The organism is Haliscomenobacter sp., assembly GCF_965225875.1.
GTDB lineage: Bacteria > Bacteroidota > Bacteroidia > Chitinophagales > Saprospiraceae > Haliscomenobacter.
Genome location: NZ_CBDDBS010000003.1, coordinates 2,713,018 through 2,732,701, shown reverse-complemented (window position 1 = coordinate 2,732,701; position 19,684 = coordinate 2,713,018). Strand labels below are relative to the sequence as shown.

Annotated in this window: 15 protein-coding genes and 1 tRNA gene; 7 read left to right on the top strand and 9 right to left on the bottom strand. The window is 46.6% G+C overall.

All coding sequences use genetic code 11. The features are described 5' to 3' along the window. Positions 1 to 13: 13 nt before the first annotated feature. Positions 14 to 3,133, bottom strand: a complete 3,120-nt coding sequence (locus ACO08K_RS30925; protein WP_421800371.1) for a SusC/RagA family TonB-linked outer membrane protein — start codon at positions 3,131 to 3,133, stop codon at positions 14 to 16. Positions 3,134 to 3,333: 200 nt separating this feature from the next. Here ACO08K_RS30925 and ribA point away from each other — a divergent pair, with 200 nt between their 5' ends. Both ribA and ACO08K_RS30915 read left to right on the top strand, forming a co-directional pair. Then, positions 3,334 to 3,966 (top strand): GTP cyclohydrolase II, encoded by a 633-nt coding sequence (gene ribA, locus ACO08K_RS30920; RefSeq protein ID WP_421800370.1) that lies wholly within the window; start codon positions 3,334 to 3,336, stop codon positions 3,964 to 3,966. Between the two features lie 89 nt (positions 3,967 to 4,055). Continuing rightward, a complete protein-coding gene (locus tag ACO08K_RS30915) occupies positions 4,056 to 5,036 on the top strand; it encodes an NAD(P)H-quinone oxidoreductase (protein ID WP_421800369.1) in 981 nt (326 codons plus the stop codon). Between the two features lie 134 nt (positions 5,037 to 5,170). Here the strand turns inward: ACO08K_RS30915 and ACO08K_RS30910 are convergent, their stop codons facing one another. Together ACO08K_RS30910 and ACO08K_RS30905 are read right to left on the bottom strand one after the other, a co-directional pair. Beyond that, a complete protein-coding gene (locus ACO08K_RS30910; protein WP_421800368.1) occupies positions 5,171 to 5,773 on the bottom strand; it encodes a Uma2 family endonuclease in 603 nt (200 codons plus the stop codon). Between the two features lie 61 nt (positions 5,774 to 5,834). Next, complete coding sequence (locus ACO08K_RS30905; RefSeq protein WP_421800367.1) at positions 5,835 to 6,989, bottom strand: phosphatase domain-containing protein; 1,155 nt, start codon at positions 6,987 to 6,989, stop codon at positions 5,835 to 5,837. A 70-nt stretch (positions 6,990 to 7,059) separates the two neighbouring features. Here ACO08K_RS30905 and ACO08K_RS30900 point away from each other — a divergent pair, with 70 nt between their 5' ends. Continuing rightward, positions 7,060 to 7,602: a hypothetical protein gene (locus tag ACO08K_RS30900; protein ID WP_421800366.1), complete on the top strand. Its 543-nt coding sequence runs from the start codon at positions 7,060 to 7,062 to the stop codon at positions 7,600 to 7,602. Between the two features lie 142 nt (positions 7,603 to 7,744). Here the strand turns inward: ACO08K_RS30900 and ACO08K_RS30895 are convergent, their stop codons facing one another. The 6 genes from ACO08K_RS30895 to ACO08K_RS30870 form a co-directional block, all read right to left on the bottom strand. Further along, entirely contained in the window at positions 7,745 to 8,986 is a 1,242-nt protein-coding gene (locus ACO08K_RS30895) for a septal ring lytic transglycosylase RlpA family protein (RefSeq protein WP_421800365.1), read from the bottom strand. Between the two features lie 58 nt (positions 8,987 to 9,044). After that, positions 9,045 to 10,001 (bottom strand): signal recognition particle-docking protein FtsY, encoded by a 957-nt coding sequence (ftsY, locus tag ACO08K_RS30890; protein WP_421800364.1) that lies wholly within the window; start codon positions 9,999 to 10,001, stop codon positions 9,045 to 9,047. Positions 10,002 to 10,171: 170 nt separating this feature from the next. Continuing rightward, positions 10,172 to 10,348, bottom strand: coding sequence for a DUF4295 family protein (locus tag ACO08K_RS30885; protein ID WP_290931977.1), 177 nt, complete (start codon positions 10,346 to 10,348; stop codon positions 10,172 to 10,174). A gap of 76 nt (positions 10,349 to 10,424) precedes the next feature. Continuing rightward, positions 10,425 to 10,613 (bottom strand): 50S ribosomal protein L33, encoded by a 189-nt coding sequence (gene rpmG, locus ACO08K_RS30880; RefSeq protein ID WP_421800363.1) that lies wholly within the window; start codon positions 10,611 to 10,613, stop codon positions 10,425 to 10,427. A gap of 20 nt (positions 10,614 to 10,633) precedes the next feature. Continuing rightward, entirely contained in the window at positions 10,634 to 10,894 is a 261-nt protein-coding gene (rpmB, locus tag ACO08K_RS30875) for a 50S ribosomal protein L28 (RefSeq protein ID WP_421800362.1), read from the bottom strand. A 118-nt stretch (positions 10,895 to 11,012) separates the two neighbouring features. Beyond that, positions 11,013 to 11,086 (bottom strand) — tRNA-Arg (locus ACO08K_RS30870). A gap of 545 nt (positions 11,087 to 11,631) precedes the next feature. On the opposite strand from ACO08K_RS30870, the gene ACO08K_RS30865 reads away from it, so the two are divergent. The 4 genes from ACO08K_RS30865 (at position 11,632) to ACO08K_RS30850 (ending at position 19,664) form a co-directional block, all read left to right on the top strand. Continuing rightward, entirely contained in the window at positions 11,632 to 16,074 is a 4,443-nt protein-coding gene (locus ACO08K_RS30865; RefSeq protein ID WP_421800361.1) for a cohesin domain-containing protein, read from the top strand. A gap of 204 nt (positions 16,075 to 16,278) precedes the next feature. Continuing rightward, a complete protein-coding gene (locus ACO08K_RS30860) occupies positions 16,279 to 17,625 on the top strand; it encodes a Na+/H+ antiporter NhaC family protein (RefSeq protein ID WP_421800360.1) in 1,347 nt (448 codons plus the stop codon). Between the two features lie 9 nt (positions 17,626 to 17,634). Next, entirely contained in the window at positions 17,635 to 18,270 is a 636-nt protein-coding gene (locus ACO08K_RS30855) for a GNAT family N-acetyltransferase (RefSeq protein ID WP_421800359.1), read from the top strand. 17 nt (positions 18,271 to 18,287) lie between these two features. Beyond that, entirely contained in the window at positions 18,288 to 19,664 is a 1,377-nt protein-coding gene (locus ACO08K_RS30850) for an aspartate aminotransferase family protein (protein WP_421800358.1), read from the top strand. Positions 19,665 to 19,684 lie beyond the last annotated feature (20 nt).

Below are 19,684 nucleotides of genomic sequence, written 5' to 3'. Positions count from 1 at the left end.
TGAAATCCCTAAATTAGAAACCCACATTCAAGCCTACGGAAACCGTACGAGCCATTGGAACCGAGTTGCGGTCTACCCCAGGAGCGCCGTTGCTGTTGCCGTTGGTAGATACTTCTGGGTCAGTACCAGTATATTGGGTAAACAGGAACGCGTTGTTCACTGTACCGTATACCCGGATGTTGCTCACATTGATTTTGCTGCTCAGGTTTTTAGGTAGGGTATAGCCAAGGGTAATGTTGCGGATACGGACAAAGTCTCCCTTCTCTACGTTTTCGGAGATTGGGAAAGATGAACCATTGGAAACGTTGTCGGTCAATACTGCCCGAGGAATATTGGTGATGTCACCTTCTTTCTGCCAACGGGTGAGTACTTCTACACTGTTGTTCCAGAAACGTTGATCACGCAGACCGGCCTTGGTACCATTGTAGATATAGTTGCCACCGGAATACTGTACCTGAACATTAAGATCAATTCCGTAGAATTTAAAGGTGTTATCCCACGCACCGAAGTAAGTAGGCAACACTGGACCAATCACTGTGCCATCAGCAGCTACAGTTACAGCAGCAGCAGCAGCTCCAGTACCCTGAACTGTCCAACGAGACTGTCCACTTGGAACTACGTGACTGTAAAGGATTCTTTGACCACTTTTATTGATGAACACCCGACGGCCAGTAGCAGGATCCACACCATCGGTAGGAACTACATACAAGCTACCAATGGACTGTCCTACCCGGATAATGTTGGCAGTTTCCAAACCAGCAGTTGCGGTGAAAATATCGGTATTACCAGCAGCCAGGGCGGTTACCTCGTTTTGCATGAAGGTAATGTTGACGTTAGACGTCCAGCTGAATTTTGCTTTTTTCAAAATGGTACCTGTCAAGCCAAACTCCCAACCGGTGTTCCGCATCGAACCAATGTTGGTTTGAATTGAGTTTCCTGGGATACCTTTTGAAGGAGCTTGTGGTGAGTTCAGGATCAGACCATCAATGTCGTTTTGGAAATAAGTGATTTCACCCGTCAGGCGATCATCCAGCAAGCCAAAGTTGATACCAATGTCAGTCTTGCGGCTGGTTTCCCAGGAAAGGTTGGTGTTACCAGCTTGGTTGAAGCCAGTTGTAGCATTTGTACCATACAAGCCTGATCCGTAAGTAGACAAGGAAGCAAAGTCTCCAATGCCACTGTTGTTACCCACTTCACCGTAGCTACCCCGTATGCGGAAGAAGTTGATGGTATTGCCCAGAGAATTTTTCCAGAAATCCAGTTCTGAAAGCGTCAAACCTGCAGATGCTCCCCAGAAAATACCTGCTTTTTTGCCAGGGGCAAAAGCGGAGTATTCGTCCTGACGAAGGTTACCCGTAATCAGAAAAATCTTTTTGAAATCGTAGTTCAAACGACCAAAATAAGACAGCAGGTAGTTTTCACCTTGCCCGTTACCCGCAGGTACGATGGTGGTAAAGTTTCCTTGGTAAGAAGTAAAGAACGGATCACCAATTACGGTACGGTTTGCACCCCAGCTTTCCGAAACGGTACGCTGTTGTTCATTACCCACCAGTAAGGAGAAATTGTGCTTATCAGCCAGGGAGAAATCATAAGTCAGCAAATGCTGCCAGTTCCAACGCTCCAGGTTACTGAGAACATTGGTTGCTGAACCCGTAGTACCAAAACCATCACCGTGGATTGGCGTTTGGAAAGAAATGTTTTCAACACTCAGCTGATCTACACCATATTGAGTGCGGTAAGTCAAACCCTTGAGCAGGTTAACATCTACAAAAACAGCAGCTTGAAGTTGGTCAGCTTCAGAGGTGAAACTATTCAACTCGATGATGGGCAATGGGTTGTAGAAACCAACCTGTTGTAAGTTGCGGTAACGACCTACCTGGTTGTTTGAGGCAATGTTGTAAGAGCCATCGGCATTACGTGCAGGAACGTTGGGAGCAGTAACCAGTGGAATCCGGCCCAAACCTGCTGTACCAAAAGCCTGACCAGGCAAAGAACCTGTAGCAGGGGCTGCGTTGAAGTTGGTGGTATAGCCCAAGTTGGCACCAACTTTTACCTTTTTCCCCAATTTGTGGTCAAGGCTCAAACGGCCAGAAAGGCGCTCAAAAGTATTGCTGACAATCATACCTTCCTGATTGGAATAACCCAAAGAAAGGAAATAAGTCGTACCTGAATTGCCACCAGAGAAACTCAAACCATGGTTATGAGACAATCCAGTTTGCAGCACATAGTCATACCAATCGGTATCAACTGTTTTCCCATCAATGGTTTCCAGGAAAAACTGATCTGGAAGATTGGCATTGCGTGCAGCTTCATTTTTGTAAGCCACATATTGCTCTGCGTTCAACAAATCGAAACGTCTTGCTGCACTGGTCCAACCGGCCCAACCATCGTAGCTGATTTTGGTTTTGCCTTCTTTACCCCGTTTAGTGGTGATCAGCACAACCCCGGCACTTGCCCGAGAACCGTAGATCGCCGCGGCAGCAGCATCTTTCAGAATCTCAATGCTCTCGATGTCATTCGGGTTGATGTTGGAAAGCGGGTTGTTGGCAGCGTTGGTTGCACTTTGATCCCCGGTAAAAGTAGGTACACCATCAACTACAATCAATGGGAAAGAGCTCAGGTTGATCGAGTTGATCCCCCGGATGCGGAATACAGGAGGGTTGTTGAGTACCCCGTTGGGCAAACTAACGTTAACCCCAGCTGCACGTCCTTGCAGGGCCTGATCAAAACTTTGTACTGGTGTAGCCGCCAGGTCTGCACCTTTGATCGACGAGATGGTTCCAGTAATGTCCCGTCTTTGCTGGGTACCATAACCCACCACGACTACTTCATTGATGTTTACCCCTGCTTCCAGATCTACATCAATAACATTTGAAGTGCCAATTTCAACTTCACGGGAAGAATAACCCGTGTAACTGATCACCAAAGTTGTAGCGTTAGCAGGTGCGGATACAGAATAGGTTCCATCGACATCGGTCACAGTACCAACGGAGGTTCCTTTGACGAAGACGGAGGCGCCGATGAGCGCCTCTTTGCTGCTTTGGTCAACCACCTTTCCGGTGATGGTGCGCTGAGCCAGCATTGTAGACAGACTGCCCAGCAGCAGCATGAGCACTAGTGAGAGTTTTTTCATACAAAACAAATTTTGGACAAATGAAAGCAATACTATTAAATGTAGGACATTTTTTTCATAGGATATTTTGTCGGCAAAAAGCAAAAATGTGGTATTCACACTACAATACCCTTATCTTTGGGGGCTTGAACCTTATGTGGTTAAGGGTTGTTCTTTGGTCAAACTTGAATTGATCTCGATTTCCACAAAATGTAGGGGAAATGGCGAAAGTTGAAGCGGAATTGTTATTCATGGATATAAAGGAAAAAAGCTTGGTTCGGCAAGCAGAAGCACTGATTCCAACCCCATGGGGGAATTTTCGGATGGCAGCGTATGCCGAAAGCCCCGAAGATTGGATGCCCCATTTGGCACTCATCAGTGAACATTGCAACCTCAACGAGCCTGTGCTTACACGCTTGCATTCGGAATGCCTCACCGGAGATTTGTTTGGTTCCAAACGTTGTGATTGTGGTGAACAATTGGCCTATGCTTTGAATAAAGTGGCCAAGGAAGGAGGGGTCTTGCTTTACCTGCGCCAGGAAGGCCGGGGTATTGGCCTGATCAATAAACTCAAAGCCTACAACCTGCAAGATATGGGCTTCAATACCATTGATGCCAACATTCATTTAGGCTTTGAAGCAGATGCCCGCGATTATGGAATTGCCATTGAAATGTTGGAAGATTTGGGGGTAAGTGAAATCAATTTACTGACCAATAATCCGGATAAAATTGAGGCCTTCGAACACAGTACTGTCAATGTAATCAACCGGATTCCCATTATCATCGAACCTAATGCCGAAAACCAGGAATACCTGCGGGTCAAGCAGGAATTTATGGGGCATCTGTTGGGGTAACCCTGCGTGGTTACCCGATTGGGCGACCACTTAGGATCGCCCTTACGAATATAGGCGACCACTTAGGATCGCCCCAACGAACATCCACTATGCGCGCCATCCAGTTCCACCAATTTGGTTCAGCAGAAGAACTCTACCTGGGAGATTTTTTTACCCCAGAACCTGCTGCACATGAAATTCGGGTCAAAGTCAAAGCTACGGCCTTGAACCGAGCGGACCTTTTGCAACGGGAAGGGAAATATCCGCCTCCAGCAGGTGAAAGCCCCATCATGGGCCTGGAAATAGCCGGAACTGTTGAAAAGCTGGGCGAAAAAGTCGAAAAATGGAAAATTGGTGACCGTGTATGTGGGCTTCTCGCTGGCGGCGGCTATGCTGAATACGCCGTCATCCACGAAGATGTGGCCATGCCTATTCCGGAAAGCCTGGATTTTTTGGCGGCCGCAGCTATTCCAGAAGCGTTTTTAACTGCTTTCCAAGCCCTGATTTGGATTGCCAAACTCAAGGAAGGTGAAACCTTGTTGATTCATGCCGGGGCTAGCGGTGTGGGCACTTCCGCCCTACAATTGGCTCGTTTGATCGGGGCCAGAGCTTTTGTTACGGCCTCAGCCGAAAAACACGGGCTTTGCCTGACTTTGGGTGCCGAGCAATGTATTGACTACAAAACACAGGACTTTGCGGATTGTATCCTGGATTGGACGAAGGGTAGGGGAGCAGACGTGGTGCTGGATTTCTTGGGCGCTTCTTACCTGGAGCGCAACCTCCAATCTCTGGCTATGGATGGCCGGATGGTGATGCTGGCCATCATGGGCGGAGCCCAAGCTGCAGGGATCAATCTGGGGATAGTGTTGATGAAACGGCTGAGTATCCAAGGATCAACGTTGCGTGCGCGAACATTGACCTATAAAACGGAACTGACCAAGGCCTTTATGGAATTGACCTGGGATCATTTTGCGAACGGCAGTTTGTTCCCGGTTGTTGATAAAATTTTCCCATGGGAGGAGGTAGCTCAGGCCCATTTGTACATGGAAGGAAATCGGAATCAGGGGAAAATTGTGTTGAGTGTGGAATAATCGGAAAGGGGGGGTAAAAAATAAATTGTTCATTTTACCAAATGATTAGATGAGTAAACGTTTCATTTCAAGCATTTTATTTGATCCTTTGGCTCAAGGAAAATGAACATTTATTTTTGCCCCACTACAAAGTATTATTTTTTTGCCCTCATCTCCATAAGATTGAGTTCAAAGCCAGGCAATACCTCTTCGCCAGATAATTTTTGATCAAAACCTTTTACACATTCCACGTCTTTTCCTTGCCGATAAACAAATACTTGCTCTTTGTAGGGGTCAATCAACCAAGCCAATTGCACTCCATTGGCCAGCCAGTTGTTGGTCATTTTCTGTTGCAACTTAGCCAATCGATCGGTTTTAGAACGAATTTCGACTACAAAATCGGGAACAACCTGGATGAAACTTTCATCATCATCTGGTTCTTCGGCCCAACGCTCTGGAGAAATCCAGGACACATCAGGCATTTTTGTAGCCCCGTCAGGTAAGTCGTAGGTTCCATTTGGGCCAAAAACCTGCCCTTTACCTTGACTTTCGTTCCAAAGATTTAGTAAAAAATTAAGGCGGTTTTCGCGTTTTCCTGAACCTTTTTTGAGTGGGGACATAACTGAGATGATACCATTTGCCTCCCTTTCAATTTGGAGATCGGGAAAAATTTCGATTAAGCCAATAAAGTCTTGTTTACTCAGTGGGATTTGAGATTCAAAAGCGCCGTATTTGAGGAAAAAATCCTCAACGCTCATATGTTTGGCTGATACAGAAACGGATCCCATTGGAGAAATTTTCTTGTTCTACAAAATTGCATTATTTCGGGAAAACAGGCAAGCTCAATTTCCACTTGTGCTGACTTTGGCACAACTCCTGAAAGTAGTCCCAATCCAGAAAATGCTTATCTGCACACATCTGCGCCAGTTGCCGATAAGAAGTGAACATCTGGATCTGGTGAATGGATTCCTGGGCTACAAATTTTTTTAAACGCTGCAGCGGTCGGCTTTTTTGCACATCCCGAATGTAAATGGCCGCCACCCGTCCAGGATATCGTTGGTCTATTTCATGGTAGATGTAAGGGTCTTTTTCTGCGTTGTCACCAATCAAAATGAAGCGTTTTTCCGGGTAGGTATCAAAAATGCGCACAATGCTTTCCATTTTGTGGTTCATGTCTTTCCGGCTATGGATTTTGTATGGAAAACCAATATCCCGCAGCAAAACAGGCGCTTTGGGCATGGAATGCACCTTGAGGTACCCTGCTACCAGATCGTAAATGTTGCGCGGACTATTGGAAACATAAAAAAGCGGCAAAAAGCCTTGGTCATCTTGCCCTCGGCGCAAGGCCCGGAAAAAAGCGGCCACTTCATCAAACAATTTACGCCGATGGATACTTTTGAACAAGGTATTGTAAAAAGCGCGCCATTTGAACAGGCTGGCCACCCCGGTTTCAATTACAGTATCATCCAAATCCGAAATGATGCCAAGGGTACTTTCCTCGGGGGGAAACATCACGGTTGTACTGGTTTCGAGGTTCAACTCCTCCGTCCAGGGTGTTTTGAGTAAGGTAATATGCACGCTTTGCCAGGGGTCATCGCTGCTTAGTTCCAAGGGTGGATCAAGCGGAGTACTCAAGGTAAAATAACCTTCACGGTCGGTAATTAATTCGAATTGATGGTCTTCTATACACACGCGGAGTACCGCATTAGGAATCTCATCACTTTCAAAGCGGCGGTAGGAATTGATCAGGTTTTGTAAAACGGTATTGATCGGGCTATTGCGGAGGCGTTTTTTGACCAAGACCCTGCCTTGCAAAAAAAGAAAGTCTCGGCGGCCAAAACCACGATAAGTTGCGATTTTTACAGGCAAGTCTTTGCCCACTCCACTGACTTTGACCAGGGCAAACCTCAGGTCATCAATAAAGTGATCCAAACGACGCAGTAGATTGATTACAATGGTTTTCAGCGAAGGCATTTAAAATGCAGTTTTCTTCGTTCAAAATTCGCAGAAACTTCCGATTTTTTCGCAGTAAAAACGAATAAACATGAGAAAATACTACTTCTTACTTTTTTTTGGCCTGGCTTTTTTAAAGCCAATGCAAGCTCAAGATACAGAGAAACCAATGCTTGAGGCTACCTTGGCCGAGGTTTCCAGTATAGACGCCATCATTAAAACCCTTTATGACGTCATCTCCGGCCCAGCTGGCCAACGCCGCAATTGGAACAAATTTCGTTCGCTTTTTCGCCCCGAAGCTCGTCTGAATGCGGTGGGTAAGGACGCCAATGGCAAAGCCAAATTAACCACCATGACCCAGGAAGACTACATTCGCAATGTAGGGCCAATGTTCGATGAAAAGGGCTTTTTTGAAAAAGAAATTGGCCGCTCTCAGGAAAGGTATGGCAACATGGTTCACGTGTTTAGCGCTTATGAAACCAGATTTACCGCAGCAAATGGTAAAGTGGAAGCGCGGGGTATCAACAGCATCCAGTTGGTGCAAAAAGATGGGCGTTTTTGGATTTTGAACATCATGTGGAACCCGGAATCGCCGGATAATCCAATTCCGGAAAAATATACCAAAAAACCGTAGGGACGCCCCTGTGTGGGCGTCCTATTGGGCATGTTTGGGTGCATGTTTGGCAACCTCCCGAGGCAACCACACAGGGTTGTTGATACAAGGAGGCAACCACACAGGGTTGTTGATACAAGGAGGCAACCACACAGGATTACCCCTACATGCGCAACACAAATCCGTTTACCAAAAACTGGCGCTTGATTTGGCTGGCATAAATCGTTGCAGCCTCCCGATTGTCGAAACGGCCTGCAAAAATTTTATAAATCCGACCTCCACTGACATTGGCAGCAGGAGATTGGGAAAGATAAATTTCACTCAAACCCATCTTTTGCAAGGACTGCGCCTGGCGAGTAGCATTGTCCAACTGGGTATAAGAACCTACCTGAACGGAAAACCCACTTCCTGCTTGCAAAGTTGGAAAGCCTTCTATGCTGCCAGGACTTGTATTTGCAGGATTGGTGTTCCAGTTGAAGTTGGGATTGTTCGAATTGGAGCTGGTAGCGTTATCTGAATAGGAACTGGGGATATTGGGATTGTTGTAAGCAGGGGTATAACTACTGCCTGAACCATTGTACCCATAACCCGAAGGAATTTGGTTAGAAGCTTCATTTGCAGCGTTATAGGTACCACCCCGGTTTTGAAAACGGCGATCGTAAGATGGTGGAACCGGGCCATATTGGGCTGGTTGGGTATTGTTCTGGGTGTTACCGTATTGTTGTTGCGTATTGCCGTATTGTTGTTGAGTATTGTTGTATTGTTGTTGAGTATTGTTGTATTGTTGTTGAGTATTGTTGTACCCATTCGAACCATTGGTTCCTTTGGGGGTAAAATACTCTTGGGGTGCATCTTGCGGTGCCCCATTGTAAATGCGGTCAAAGGCAAAGGAATTGGAACTTTGATTGTTGGCTGTGTTGTAGTTTGCGGCAGTAGCGTTGTTGTCTGCATAACCAAACTGCTCCACTTTAACCTGAGCATGTCCTACGAGGCTAAGATCAATAAAGGACGCAGCAGCCATGGAAAGGGAGATGATTGCGCCATCACTGGAAAAAGGGCCCCGGTCATTTACGCGTACAATAACTGCTTTGTTATTGTCCAGGCGAGTAACTTTTAATAAGGTGCCTTTAGGATAAGTGCGGTGTGAAGCGGTGTATTGGGTTCGATCGTAAACCTCGCCATAAGCAGTTGGATTGCCTTGAAGGGCGTCCGAATAGTAATTAGACAAGCCTACATCAGCTTGTTGGGCGAAGATTGCAATAGAGTTTAAAAATAGGGCGGCAAGCATGCCGCTTACTTTACGCAGATTGTTCATTGGCAAAATAAATTTTTCAAAATAACGATAGGTATAACGAAAAGTTACAGTAGAAAAGTATCCAGGAGGATCAAAGAGGAGAAAGGGCATGTTTAATTAGTTGAAAAAGAGGAATCTAACTAATTAAACATACCATTGAAAAAATAGGCTATGCTTCAAAAAGAGCATTCACAAAAGTTTGCTTATCGAAAGGTTGTAATTGGTCGATGCCTTCACCTACGCCGATGTATTTGATGGGAATTTTGAATTGATTGGAGATTCCGATGGCTACTCCACCTTTGGCTGTGCCATCCAGTTTGGTCAAGGCCAGTGCGCTAACATCGGTCGCTTCGGTGAAATGTTTGGCTTGTTCGATGGCGTTTTGACCAGTAGTGGCATCCAAAACCAGCAAAACTTCATGCGGTGCTGTTTCAATTCTTTTGCTGATTGAGCGTTTTATTTTACTCAATTCCTGCATCAAACCCGTTTTGGTGTGCAAACGGCCTGCGGTATCGATAATGGCTACATCACAATTATTTTGTACTGCGTAATTGACCGTTTCATAAGCTACTGCAGCCGGGTCAGCATTCATGCCCTTGCTGTAAAAATCACAACCAACCCGCTCGGACCAAATTTTGAGCTGGTCTACCGCAGCTGCCCGGAAGGTATCCCCAGCACCTAGCACTACTTTTTTGCCCTGTTTTTTGAATTGATGAGCCAACTTCCCAATAGTGGTGGTTTTTCCTACTCCATTCACCCCCACAACCAGGAGAATGAAGGGAGTCACTCCCGTGGGCAATTCATAACCGCTCAGTTGCTGGGTATTGTTTTCGGCCAATAGCTGCACAATTTCATCCCGCAGAATAAAATTGAGCTCACTTGCGCCCAAGTATTTGTCTTTAGCAACCCGTGCTTCAATCCGCTCGATGATTTGGGTGGAAGTATTGCGGCCTACATCCGCTGAAATGAGTAAGGATTCCAATTCGTCCAACACCTCCTCGTCCACGGTTGAGCGACCGGCCACCATTTTAGAAAGGCTGCCGAAAAAACTGCTCTTGGTTTTTTCAAGCCCTTTATCTAGATCTTCCTTTTCTTTTTTTCCAAAAAGATTGCTAAAAAAACTCATGGTAGTGAAAAGTGAAAAGTGAGAAATGAATAGTTATAAGTGAGTGGTGATAGACTGGGAATAGCTTTTCACTTTTAGTTTTTCACTTTTCACTCATAACTCAAAAGGCTTTTCCTGTGCAATCACAAGAAAAGCCTCTTTACGGACGATGCATCAGACCGTGCATATATTTACTTCAGGGAAGCAATAAAAGCGTCTTTTTTGTCCTTGTGCACCATTTGCTTTTTGTAGCTGTACTTGCCCGTTTTTGGGTCTTTTACGCTTACTACGATTTGAACGTAGTCGCGGCCAGAACCAACGTTAGCTGCACGCTTAGCAACTTTTGCGTTTTTGGATACCTTTGCCATTGCAGTAAATTATTTATGGGATCAAATTAAAACTTATTGTCAGAACAATCAAGTCCAATTTGCCCTCAATCAGCAATTATTTAATTTCGCGGTGCACCGTTACTTTTTTCAGTACAGGATTGAATTTCTTCAATTCCATACGATCCGGTGAGTTTTTGCGGTTTTTCTGGGTAACATAACGAGAAGTACCGGGTAAGCCCGACTTCTTATGCTCAGTGCATTCAAGGATGATTTGAATGCGGTTACCTTTGCTCTTCTTTGCCATAGCAACTGAAAATTACTTGTTTAACAACCTTGTTCCAAACTTACTCCGGTATCAACACCCTCTCTTTCCAGACGTTGTAGATACTCGTAAATCCCCAATTTGCTGATGGTGCGCATAGCGGAAGTACATACTTTCAACGTAACCCACTGATCCGTTTCGGGGATGAAGAAGCGTTTCTTTTGCAGGTTAGGCAAAAAGCGACGCTTGGTCTTACGATTGGAGTGTGAAACGTTATTACCCACAATCGGACGCTTACCCGTAAGTTGACAAACCTTAGACATAATGTATAAATTTAAAAAGTTCAAGGTGTCAAAGGTTTTAACCAATTTGAACTTTAGACCTTGAACTTTTTGATCCAGAGAATTTTTACCCCCTAATTTAGAGAATAATTCATCAGAGTGACGCTGTAAGGAGTCGAACCTTAAACCTCCTGATCCGTAGTCAGGTGCTCTATCCAATTGAGCTACAGCGCCAGTGCTTATGCGTGTTTTGCAATTGCGGATGCAAAGATAAGTCGCCTGTCGGAAGTGTGCAAGCCTTTTTTGTTTTTTTTAAACGAATATTTACTGTCTATTTAAATTCTATTGGAAACCATGGACTTATTTCGCTTGGGAAAGAAAGAATCTACCAGGCCCACTACCCTGAATCTATTATTTTCGTACAAAATAAATATTCTGTTTCCAAAAATAAAATAATCTCTTATCTTTGGCCCTGAACCATTAATCTATTAAAGCCAATAGCCGTTTTTTGTCCCCTCACGCTGTTTGGCTACTCGCCGGTAATTATATTTCTCGTTTTTGAGAGATACCTTTCCACTCCTTTTTCCCAGGGCTAAAGCCATGGGTTAATTTATTTGTAGCTCCCACGGCTAAAGTCATGGGTTGCGATCATCTACGGTTACTAGAATACCTCGATGCTCAGTCGTTGTCAGTGTACATGTAACAAGTGTACATTCGGCACGTCTACATATTTAAATTGTTTTTGAATTTCATGAATATACAAGACAAATTTCTTTCCCATGAAGATGACCTCTACGCTCATTAATCTTTTAGGCCGGATGCTCCCGGCGGGAATACTACTAGGTGTGCTGCTGTTTCCACAATGGGCAAAGGCTCAGTGTGACCCTCGAACTTCCTGCATCAACCAGGTAAACGTTACGATGGATGCCAATTGCAAATTTACCGTAACCCCAGCGCTGGTGGGGTTTGGTGCTTGTATTGGATCCTATCGGGTAGCCATCAGTGACAGCAATCCCTCTAATGGCAACATAATTGATTGTCCGGGCTTGTGGGATTACGGCGTTTTGAATAGTGCCAACGAAATTGTTTGCTGGGGCAAGATCCTGGCGGAAGACAAAAGCGGCCCCAAATTGGTAAGCGTAGATTTTACCAATTCTACCCTCTGGTGTACCGATGTCAATTATGTGCTTAACAATCCTAAAACGGTTGGACCTACCAATACCAGCCAATCCCTGAGTGGCTTGATTTCGGGTTCAGTGATTGATACCGATGTCAAAAACCTGGGCATCCCCAATTTTGAAGACAACTGCAAATCCTGTGGTTGTAACGTAACCCTGAAGTTTTCAGATCGGCTGGAAACTGCCAATTGTACCGAAACCATTGTCAACGGGGTGTATGCCCGCATCTACCGCGTATTTGTGGCGACGGATTGCCGGGGTATGACTCAGAGTGTGGAGCAGGTCATCACTTTCCGTCGGCCAGTGGTAAACGATTTCAAATTTGATTTTGCCGGGGATGCTGCTTATAAAGCAATCATCAGTTACGATGCTTGTGTGGCCAACAAGAGCCAGATCCGCCGGATCGATGTTACACCTTATATAACTAACTTTTTTGGCAAAAAAATCTACCTGGATTCGCTGGGTTGTAATTACGGGTTAAACGTCAGCGACGTTGAATTCCCCATCTGCAATGGTACTGGCCTTAAAATTGAACGCACCATCAAGTTTTTTGATTGGTGTTTGAACCGCGAGATAGCCCAATACAAAATCCTGATCAAACTGGGTGACATTAGTGCACCTCGGATTACCAAATTGTCGCGCATTCCGATCATCAGTACCGGACCTTCGGATTGTACGGCTTCGATTCCAACCACGGCCGCTGGAATCAGAAACCTGTTGGGGGCAACCATTAGTGACAATTGTACTTTAGGCACCTTAAGCCTTAGAGTACGTACCAAAGGGAAAATTGTCAGCGGTATAGTTGTGGATACTTCAACCTGGTACAATGTGAACTATCCCGTAACGAATGGTCTCATAACTGGCCTTACCGTAGGGCGTCACCGCTTGATCGTCACTGCTAATGATGGCTGTTACAACACGATGCTTGACTCCATCGAATTTTTTGTACGCGACTTGATTGCTCCAGTTGTAAAATGTGACGATGATTTGCGCATTTCCTTGTCCAACGGATACCAAACTGGGTATGGTAAACTAACCGCAGAGGATGTTGACGAAGGAACCTGGGACAACTGTAGCAAATTGAGATGGCTCCGGGTGCGTCGGGTGATTCCAACTGCCTGTGTAAGCAGCTTCCTGAAAGACTACGACACCAATAACAATGGCAAACTCGATCCATTACCTGCCAGTGGAGATTGGACAGTAGCTGATGGTTTTGACCTCAATGGTGATGGAGATTTGGCCGATTTTGGTGAAACCTTTATCCTGAAAGAGGGCAAACTGATGTCACCTTTGGGCGAATTTGTTGAATTTTATTGCTGCGATCTGGGATCCAGAGTAACCATTGAATTGTGGGCAGAAGACCTCGCTGGAAACCGCAACTACTGCTGGATGGATCTGGTCGTGGAAGACAAAACCGTTCCAACCTGTACCGCACCTTGGGATATCACCATCAATTGTACAGATAAATGTCTGGGAAGTTTGAAGGACCGCGTTGCTTCGGCAGCTTGTTACGGGGATATCACCATCCAGGGTGGCAATGAATGCACCAACTTGAACATTGAGTACACCGCAATCGAAAACATAAAATGTGGCAAAGGTTACATCATCCGTCGCTGGACGATCAACAAAGGTACCTCTGCAACCACTTGTGAACAACGCATTACGGTACTGCCCATCAATGAATACGACATTTGTTTCCCCAAAGATGCAACGGCTGATTGTAAAACGCTGAAGGCGGATTCTGCCTTTACCGCCGAATTGGGCTGTGATGTTTTGGCCGTGAATGTGAGCGACAAACGTTTCGATGCCAGTGATGGTGAATGTTACAAAATTTTCCGAACCTACACCGTTATCAACTGGTGTGCTTACGATGACCGTTGTGGAGACCCAATGGCAACTGGAAAAGTATACGTCGTAGACCGTGGTACCTTTGGTAATTTTGGTAAAGATCCCATCTATGTCCTGGTGCGGGATAAAAACCGCGATGGCGACGAAGAATTCTGGCTATCCAAAAACCGTACGCCCGAAGAAACGGGCGATATTCGTTTTACGCCGCCGATTTGTGATGCGACCGACGATTACTACCACAGCTTCATGTATACCCAAATCATCAAGGTAGAGGACTCACAAAAACCGGTGGTTACTGTTCCACAGTTGAGCATTTTCCCAACCCGAGCTACCGATTGTTTGGCGGACGTTACGATCACCTTCCGGGCTACGGATAACTGTAGCGCTACGGTTGAGCTGGAAATACCACAATTGATGGTTGCTCCCAATCGCACCCTGAATGGTCCATTTATCATGTACAATTCAACCCGTTGGGTAACCAAAGCCAATGCTGATGGCAGCTTTACCGTAACTGTGAAAAACTTGCCCGAAGGCAAACACGACCTGATCGTATCCGTACGTGATGGTTGTGGCAACCTGAGCTCGCCTACCCGGATACCTTTTGAAGTAAAGGACCAAAAAGCACCAGCCCCAATTTGTATCAAAGGTTTGTCCCTTTCCTTGATGAGTGACGGCCTGGGCGGTGGTACCATGGCCGTATGGGCAACCGACTTTGTAGCCAGTGCGATCTTTGATTGCAATGGCCAGGGGGAAGCCAACGCTCAAGGACTCAAGCGCATCACCAAATACTCCATTAACCGAAAAGGTTCTCCAGCATTGGTAACGAATACTGGCTTGGTATTGACTTGTGCAGATAAAGGTAAGGTGGTGGAAGTAGAGCTCCACGCTTGGGACGAAGTGGGTAACCACGATTTTTGCCTGACTTATGTTGAAGTTCAAGACAACAACAAGGTTTGTCCAGGGGCACTGGTAGAGGCTTATACCATTGCAGGCCACGTAGCTACCGCTCAAAATACCATGGTGAAAGGTGTCGCTTTACAACTTTCAGGTGGCGCAACCATGCAGTATACTAGCGGGACTGATGGAGCATTTAGTTTCGTTGGTTTGGGCAAAGGCAAAACTTATACGCTGAGTCCAGACATGAACAAGGACTTTGGCAACGGTATTTCTACCCTCGATTTGCTGTTGATCCAAAAGCACCTGATCAATAGCGATCCGATTACAGACCCCTACCGTTTGATTGCAGCCGACGTAGACAATTCAGGCCACGTTTCAGTTGGGGACCAAATTCGCTTGCGCAGGTTTATCCTCAATATGATTCCCGATTTCGGCGGAACCAAGAGCTGGTGCTTCGTGGATCAGGCTTATCGTTTCCCTGATCCGCTGAATCCCTGGAAGGAAGCCTTCCCTCAGATCATTTCGATGGTGAACCTGGACCACAATGTGCAGGCTGATTTTGTGGCGATCAAAGTAGGAGACCTGAATCAAAGCGCCAGTGTAAGCGGTTTGCAAAGTGCTGAATTGCGCAGCGGCCAGACTTTAAAATTGTCGATCGAAAACCAGGAACTTAAAGTGGGTAATGTGTATGAAGTTCCAGTAACTGTGGCGGATTTGAGCAAAATTGCCGGTTATCAGTTTGCACTGAATTGGGATCCTCAAGAACTTGAATTGGTGGATCTCAAAAATGGCGTAGCTAAAATGGAAAACTTTGGGCTATTCACCGATCGTGGTTTACTCACTACCTCTTGGGTAGATCAGGGGCAGTCCAAAGCTGGTGCATTGTTCACCCTGGTATTTAAAGCCAAGAGCAATGCTCAATTGAGCGAAGCCTTGAAACTTAACCCTAGGGCGATGAGTGCAGAGGCATACAGCCGGGAATTGGAAGTGATGGATCTTGCTCTGGATTTTGGAACAGCTACTACAGCACTCAACAATGAAATGCTGTTGGAACAAAACCAACCCAACCCCTTCCGCAGTGAAACCCAAATTGGCTTCTGGTTGCCTCAAGCCGGTGAAGCGACGCTGAGCATCCACGATGTAACGGGTAGAATGGTCAAAACCATCCGCCAAAACTTCGATAAAGGTCAACATCAGGTTTTGATCAAACACAACGACTTGCCGAGCAATGGCGTGTACTACTACACCCTGACCCAAAATGGAGCTACGGCAACCCGGAAGATGGTGGTGACGAAATAAGGGGCACTTATTTTTGCCCCACTACTAAGTTTGCACATAAAGCCTTTTTATATTTTTTGTCAATTACATAGTGGAAAAGGGAGGGCCTTCTTGCAATTTGCGCAGGGAAGGCCCTCTGCTTTTGAGGCTGCCCAGCAGATAAATTCCCCAAAATTTTTATACTGCTTTCCAAAACAATGTATCTTTCTAGCTCACTATCTATTTATGGATTACGGAGCCCTTTGCCTGATTCCACCGCTGGTGGTGGTTGTATTGGCGGTATTCATTCGCCGCGCTTTTGAGCCTTTATTGATTGGCTGCCTGCTGGGCTTTGTGCTCATCAAACCCAGCGCATTTCCTGGTAATTTTATCGATGCCCTGCTGGCGACCCTGCGTGACGAAACCATGGCCTGGATCATCCTGGTTTGTGGCCTGTATGGTTCTTTGATTCATTTGATCATTCAATCGGGAGGAGTATACGCTTTTGGACAGTATGTATTGCGCTACGTCAAAACCCGGCGGAGTGCCTTGGTGGTTACCTGGTTTTTGGGTTTGTTCATCTTTGTGGATGATTACATGAGCGCCCTGGCTTCGGGCGTCACCATGCGGAAAATCACCGACAATTACCGCATCTCTCGGGAAATGCTGGCGCTGCAGGTCAATGCCATGGCCGCCCCCTTGTGCGTCATTGTACCGATGACCACCTGGAGTATTTATGTGAGCAAACTTTTGGAAGACAATAAGGTGGTTGCAGCAGGGGAAGGGTTTCAGGGCTTTTTAAACCTGATTCCCTATATGTTTTATTCCTGGATTGTGGTGATTATCGCACTCTTGCTGGCCTTGGGGAAATTTCCATTATTCGGTAAATTGAAAAAAGCGGAGCAAAGGGCACAAGAAACAGGCATATTGGCACCTCCAAAATCCATTTTGAGCAAAACTGAAGAAAACCCCATTCAGGCTAGAGGGGCCAAGCCACAATACTTTTTTCTTCCACTGCTTGTACTGATTGCTGCTACCCTTATTTTGGATAAAGATGCCCTCAAGGGAGTGATGTTATGCATCGCTTTCACCTTTTTTTACTATTGGTGGAATGGCGTAATGACCTTTGATGCCCTGACCGATGGGATTTTTGAGGGATTCCAAAGTATGGTTTTTGCCCTGGCCATCCTGACGATGTCTTATGTGCTGAAACGGGTGGGCGACGAGATGGGCCTGACGCCCTTTGTGATCGATGCGGTGAGTGGGGTATTGTCGAAAGGGATGTTGCCCTTGGTCATCTTTTTGGTCTTGTCCTTCATTTCGTACACCACCGCTTCCTCCTGGGGCGTTTATGCAGTAGCCATTCCAATTGTGGTGCCTCTGGCGCAGGCGCTGGATGCCAATATGTGGGCTACTTTGGCAGCAGTGATCTCCGCTGGCGCTTTTGGCTCACACTCGAGTTTTTATTCAGATGTGACGGTCTTAACCGCTACCAGCACCGAGTGCAACAATATGGAACTATCTTTTGCTGCCTTGCCTTATAATTTGATTGCAGTAGGCTTGTCGGCCTTATTGTTTTTAGCGTTTGCTTAATTTTTGTACATGTATCGCAAAGAATTACCTGGTGGGTATATCATTCAACAAACCGAAGCCCGGCATGCCAAAGCATTGGATGCCCTGCAACGCCTGGTTTTTCCTACCCTGGCCGAAGAAGAACGGATGGCCGAAAGGCATTACCTGCACCATCTGGAAGTTTTTCCCCAAGGACAAATGGTTTTGATGGATGGAGATGAGGTGATTGGCATGACCAGCTCCATCCGTTATCACCTTAGCCTCGAAGACCATACTTTTCTGGGGGTATCCGACAACCTTTGGTTCAATACCCACGAACCCGAGGGGGATTGGCTCTATGGTATGGATATGGGCGTGCATCCACGTTACCGCGGACAAGGTCTCGCCCGGCAATTGTACCGGGCCCGACAAGAGATTTGCCGCAGTTTGGGGCTAAAAGGTCAGGTGATCGTTGGCATGCCGATTGGTTATGTGGATTACGCTCGCGAAATGAGCCTGGATGAGTATTACGAACACCTGATCGAGGGCAGCATTTACGATCCTACTGTGAGTACCCAAATGCGCATGGGTGCCGAGCCTCAACGTTTGATCCACGATTACCTGGATGATCCCAATTGTGGCAACGCAGGTGTGTTGATGATTTTATCCGCTGACAAACAAGTCTAAAAATTTAGCAGCTAGATATGGAAACCAAAACCAAAAACAGCACCAAGCCCAGCATTCAATTGCTAACCCCCATACCCGGCCCCAAAAGTCAGGAAGTGCTTGCCCGGCGCGTGGCAGCCTTACCCGCAGGTGCGGCCCGGTCTACCGATGTAGTGGTTGACTCAGCGAGAGGAGCCGTAGTCAAAGACCTGGACGGCAATACCTTGCTTGACTTTGCGGGCGGGATTGGCATGATCAACGTAGGCCATTCCCCAGCCAATGTAGTCAATGCCGTAAAAAGGCAATTGGACAAATTCATCCATACTTGCCAGATTGTTACTACGATGGAGGCGCCTATCCAGTTGGCGGAATTGCTCAATCGTATAGCACCTGGTGATTTCCCCAAAAAAACCTTGCTGTGCAACTCCGGCTCGGAGGCAGTTGAAAACGCGGTGAACATCGCCCGTTACTACACCCAACGCCCGGCGGTGATTGTGTTTGAAGGGGCTTATCATGGGCGAACCCACCTCACCCTGAGTTTGACCAGCAAATACAACCTGTTCAAAAAAGGTTTTGGCTCCATGGCCAGCGACATCTATCGCCTGCCAGCGCCCAATATGTACCGCGTTCCGGAAGGTATGAGCGCCTCAAAATACCTGGATTATTGCATTGCCCGCATCGACGAGGCACTGATTTCACAGGTGGACCCTGGGGCGGTAGCAGCCATTCTGATTGAGCCCGTTTTGGGCGAAGGAGGTTTTATACCCGTTCCAGCCCCCTTCCTTCAAAAACTCCGTGAGGTGGCCGACCGTCATGGCATCGTCCTGATTTTTGATGAAATCCAATGTGGCATGGGCCGTACCGGGAAACTCTGGGCTTGTGAACACTCCGGAGTAGTTCCTGATATGATCACCACTGCCAAAAGTATGGGTGCTGGAATGCCGATCGCAGCACTCATCGGCAAAGCCGAAATACTGGATGCGCCACACCCTGGTGGGGTAGGAGGCACCTACGGGGGGAGTCCGGTGGCTTGTGTGGCGGCCATTGAAGCGGTCAAAACCATCATCAGCACTGGGTTTCAACAAAAAACGGAAAGGGTAGGGGAGCAGATGCGCCGGACTTTGGAAGGCTGGAAAAAGAAATATCATTGTATCGGCGATGTACGCGGCCTGGGGGCGATGCGCCTGGTGGAATTTGTAAAAGACCGCCAAACCAAAGAACCCGACCCTGAATTGACTCTGGAAATCATCAAAGACGCCACGGCGCATGGTATTTTGTTGATCCGGGCGGGTTTGTATTCCAATTGTATTCGTTTGTTGCCCCCTTTGGTGATCACGCGCAATCAATTGGCGGAAGGGCTGCTGGTGTTGGAAGATGCCATTCGGCGGGCGCATGAGAAGCGGGGCTTGTTATAATACTTAGGTGTTTCTTCAGT

Coding starts and splice junctions, on each gene's coding strand:
- ACO08K_RS30925 (WP_421800371.1), bottom strand. CDS start 3,133: ATGAAAAAACTCTCACTAGTGCTCATGCTGCTGCTGGGCAGTCTGTCT.
- ribA (WP_421800370.1), top strand. CDS start 3,334: ATGGCGAAAGTTGAAGCGGAATTGTTATTCATGGATATAAAGGAAAAA.
- ACO08K_RS30915 (WP_421800369.1), top strand. CDS start 4,056: ATGCGCGCCATCCAGTTCCACCAATTTGGTTCAGCAGAAGAACTCTAC.
- ACO08K_RS30910 (WP_421800368.1), bottom strand. CDS start 5,773: ATGAGCGTTGAGGATTTTTTCCTCAAATACGGCGCTTTTGAATCTCAA.
- ACO08K_RS30905 (WP_421800367.1), bottom strand. CDS start 6,989: ATGCCTTCGCTGAAAACCATTGTAATCAATCTACTGCGTCGTTTGGAT.
- ACO08K_RS30900 (WP_421800366.1), top strand. CDS start 7,060: ATGAGAAAATACTACTTCTTACTTTTTTTTGGCCTGGCTTTTTTAAAG.
- ACO08K_RS30895 (WP_421800365.1), bottom strand. CDS start 8,986: ATGCCCTTTCTCCTCTTTGATCCTCCTGGATACTTTTCTACTGTAACT.
- ftsY (WP_421800364.1), bottom strand. CDS start 10,001: ATGAGTTTTTTTAGCAATCTTTTTGGAAAAAAAGAAAAGGAAGATCTA.
- ACO08K_RS30885 (WP_290931977.1), bottom strand. CDS start 10,348: ATGGCAAAGGTATCCAAAAACGCAAAAGTTGCTAAGCGTGCAGCTAAC.
- rpmG (WP_421800363.1), bottom strand. CDS start 10,613: ATGGCAAAGAAGAGCAAAGGTAACCGCATTCAAATCATCCTTGAATGC.
- rpmB (WP_421800362.1), bottom strand. CDS start 10,894: ATGTCTAAGGTTTGTCAACTTACGGGTAAGCGTCCGATTGTGGGTAAT.
- ACO08K_RS30865 (WP_421800361.1), top strand. CDS start 11,632: ATGAAGATGACCTCTACGCTCATTAATCTTTTAGGCCGGATGCTCCCG.
- ACO08K_RS30860 (WP_421800360.1), top strand. CDS start 16,279: ATGGATTACGGAGCCCTTTGCCTGATTCCACCGCTGGTGGTGGTTGTA.
- ACO08K_RS30855 (WP_421800359.1), top strand. CDS start 17,635: ATGTATCGCAAAGAATTACCTGGTGGGTATATCATTCAACAAACCGAA.
- ACO08K_RS30850 (WP_421800358.1), top strand. CDS start 18,288: ATGGAAACCAAAACCAAAAACAGCACCAAGCCCAGCATTCAATTGCTA.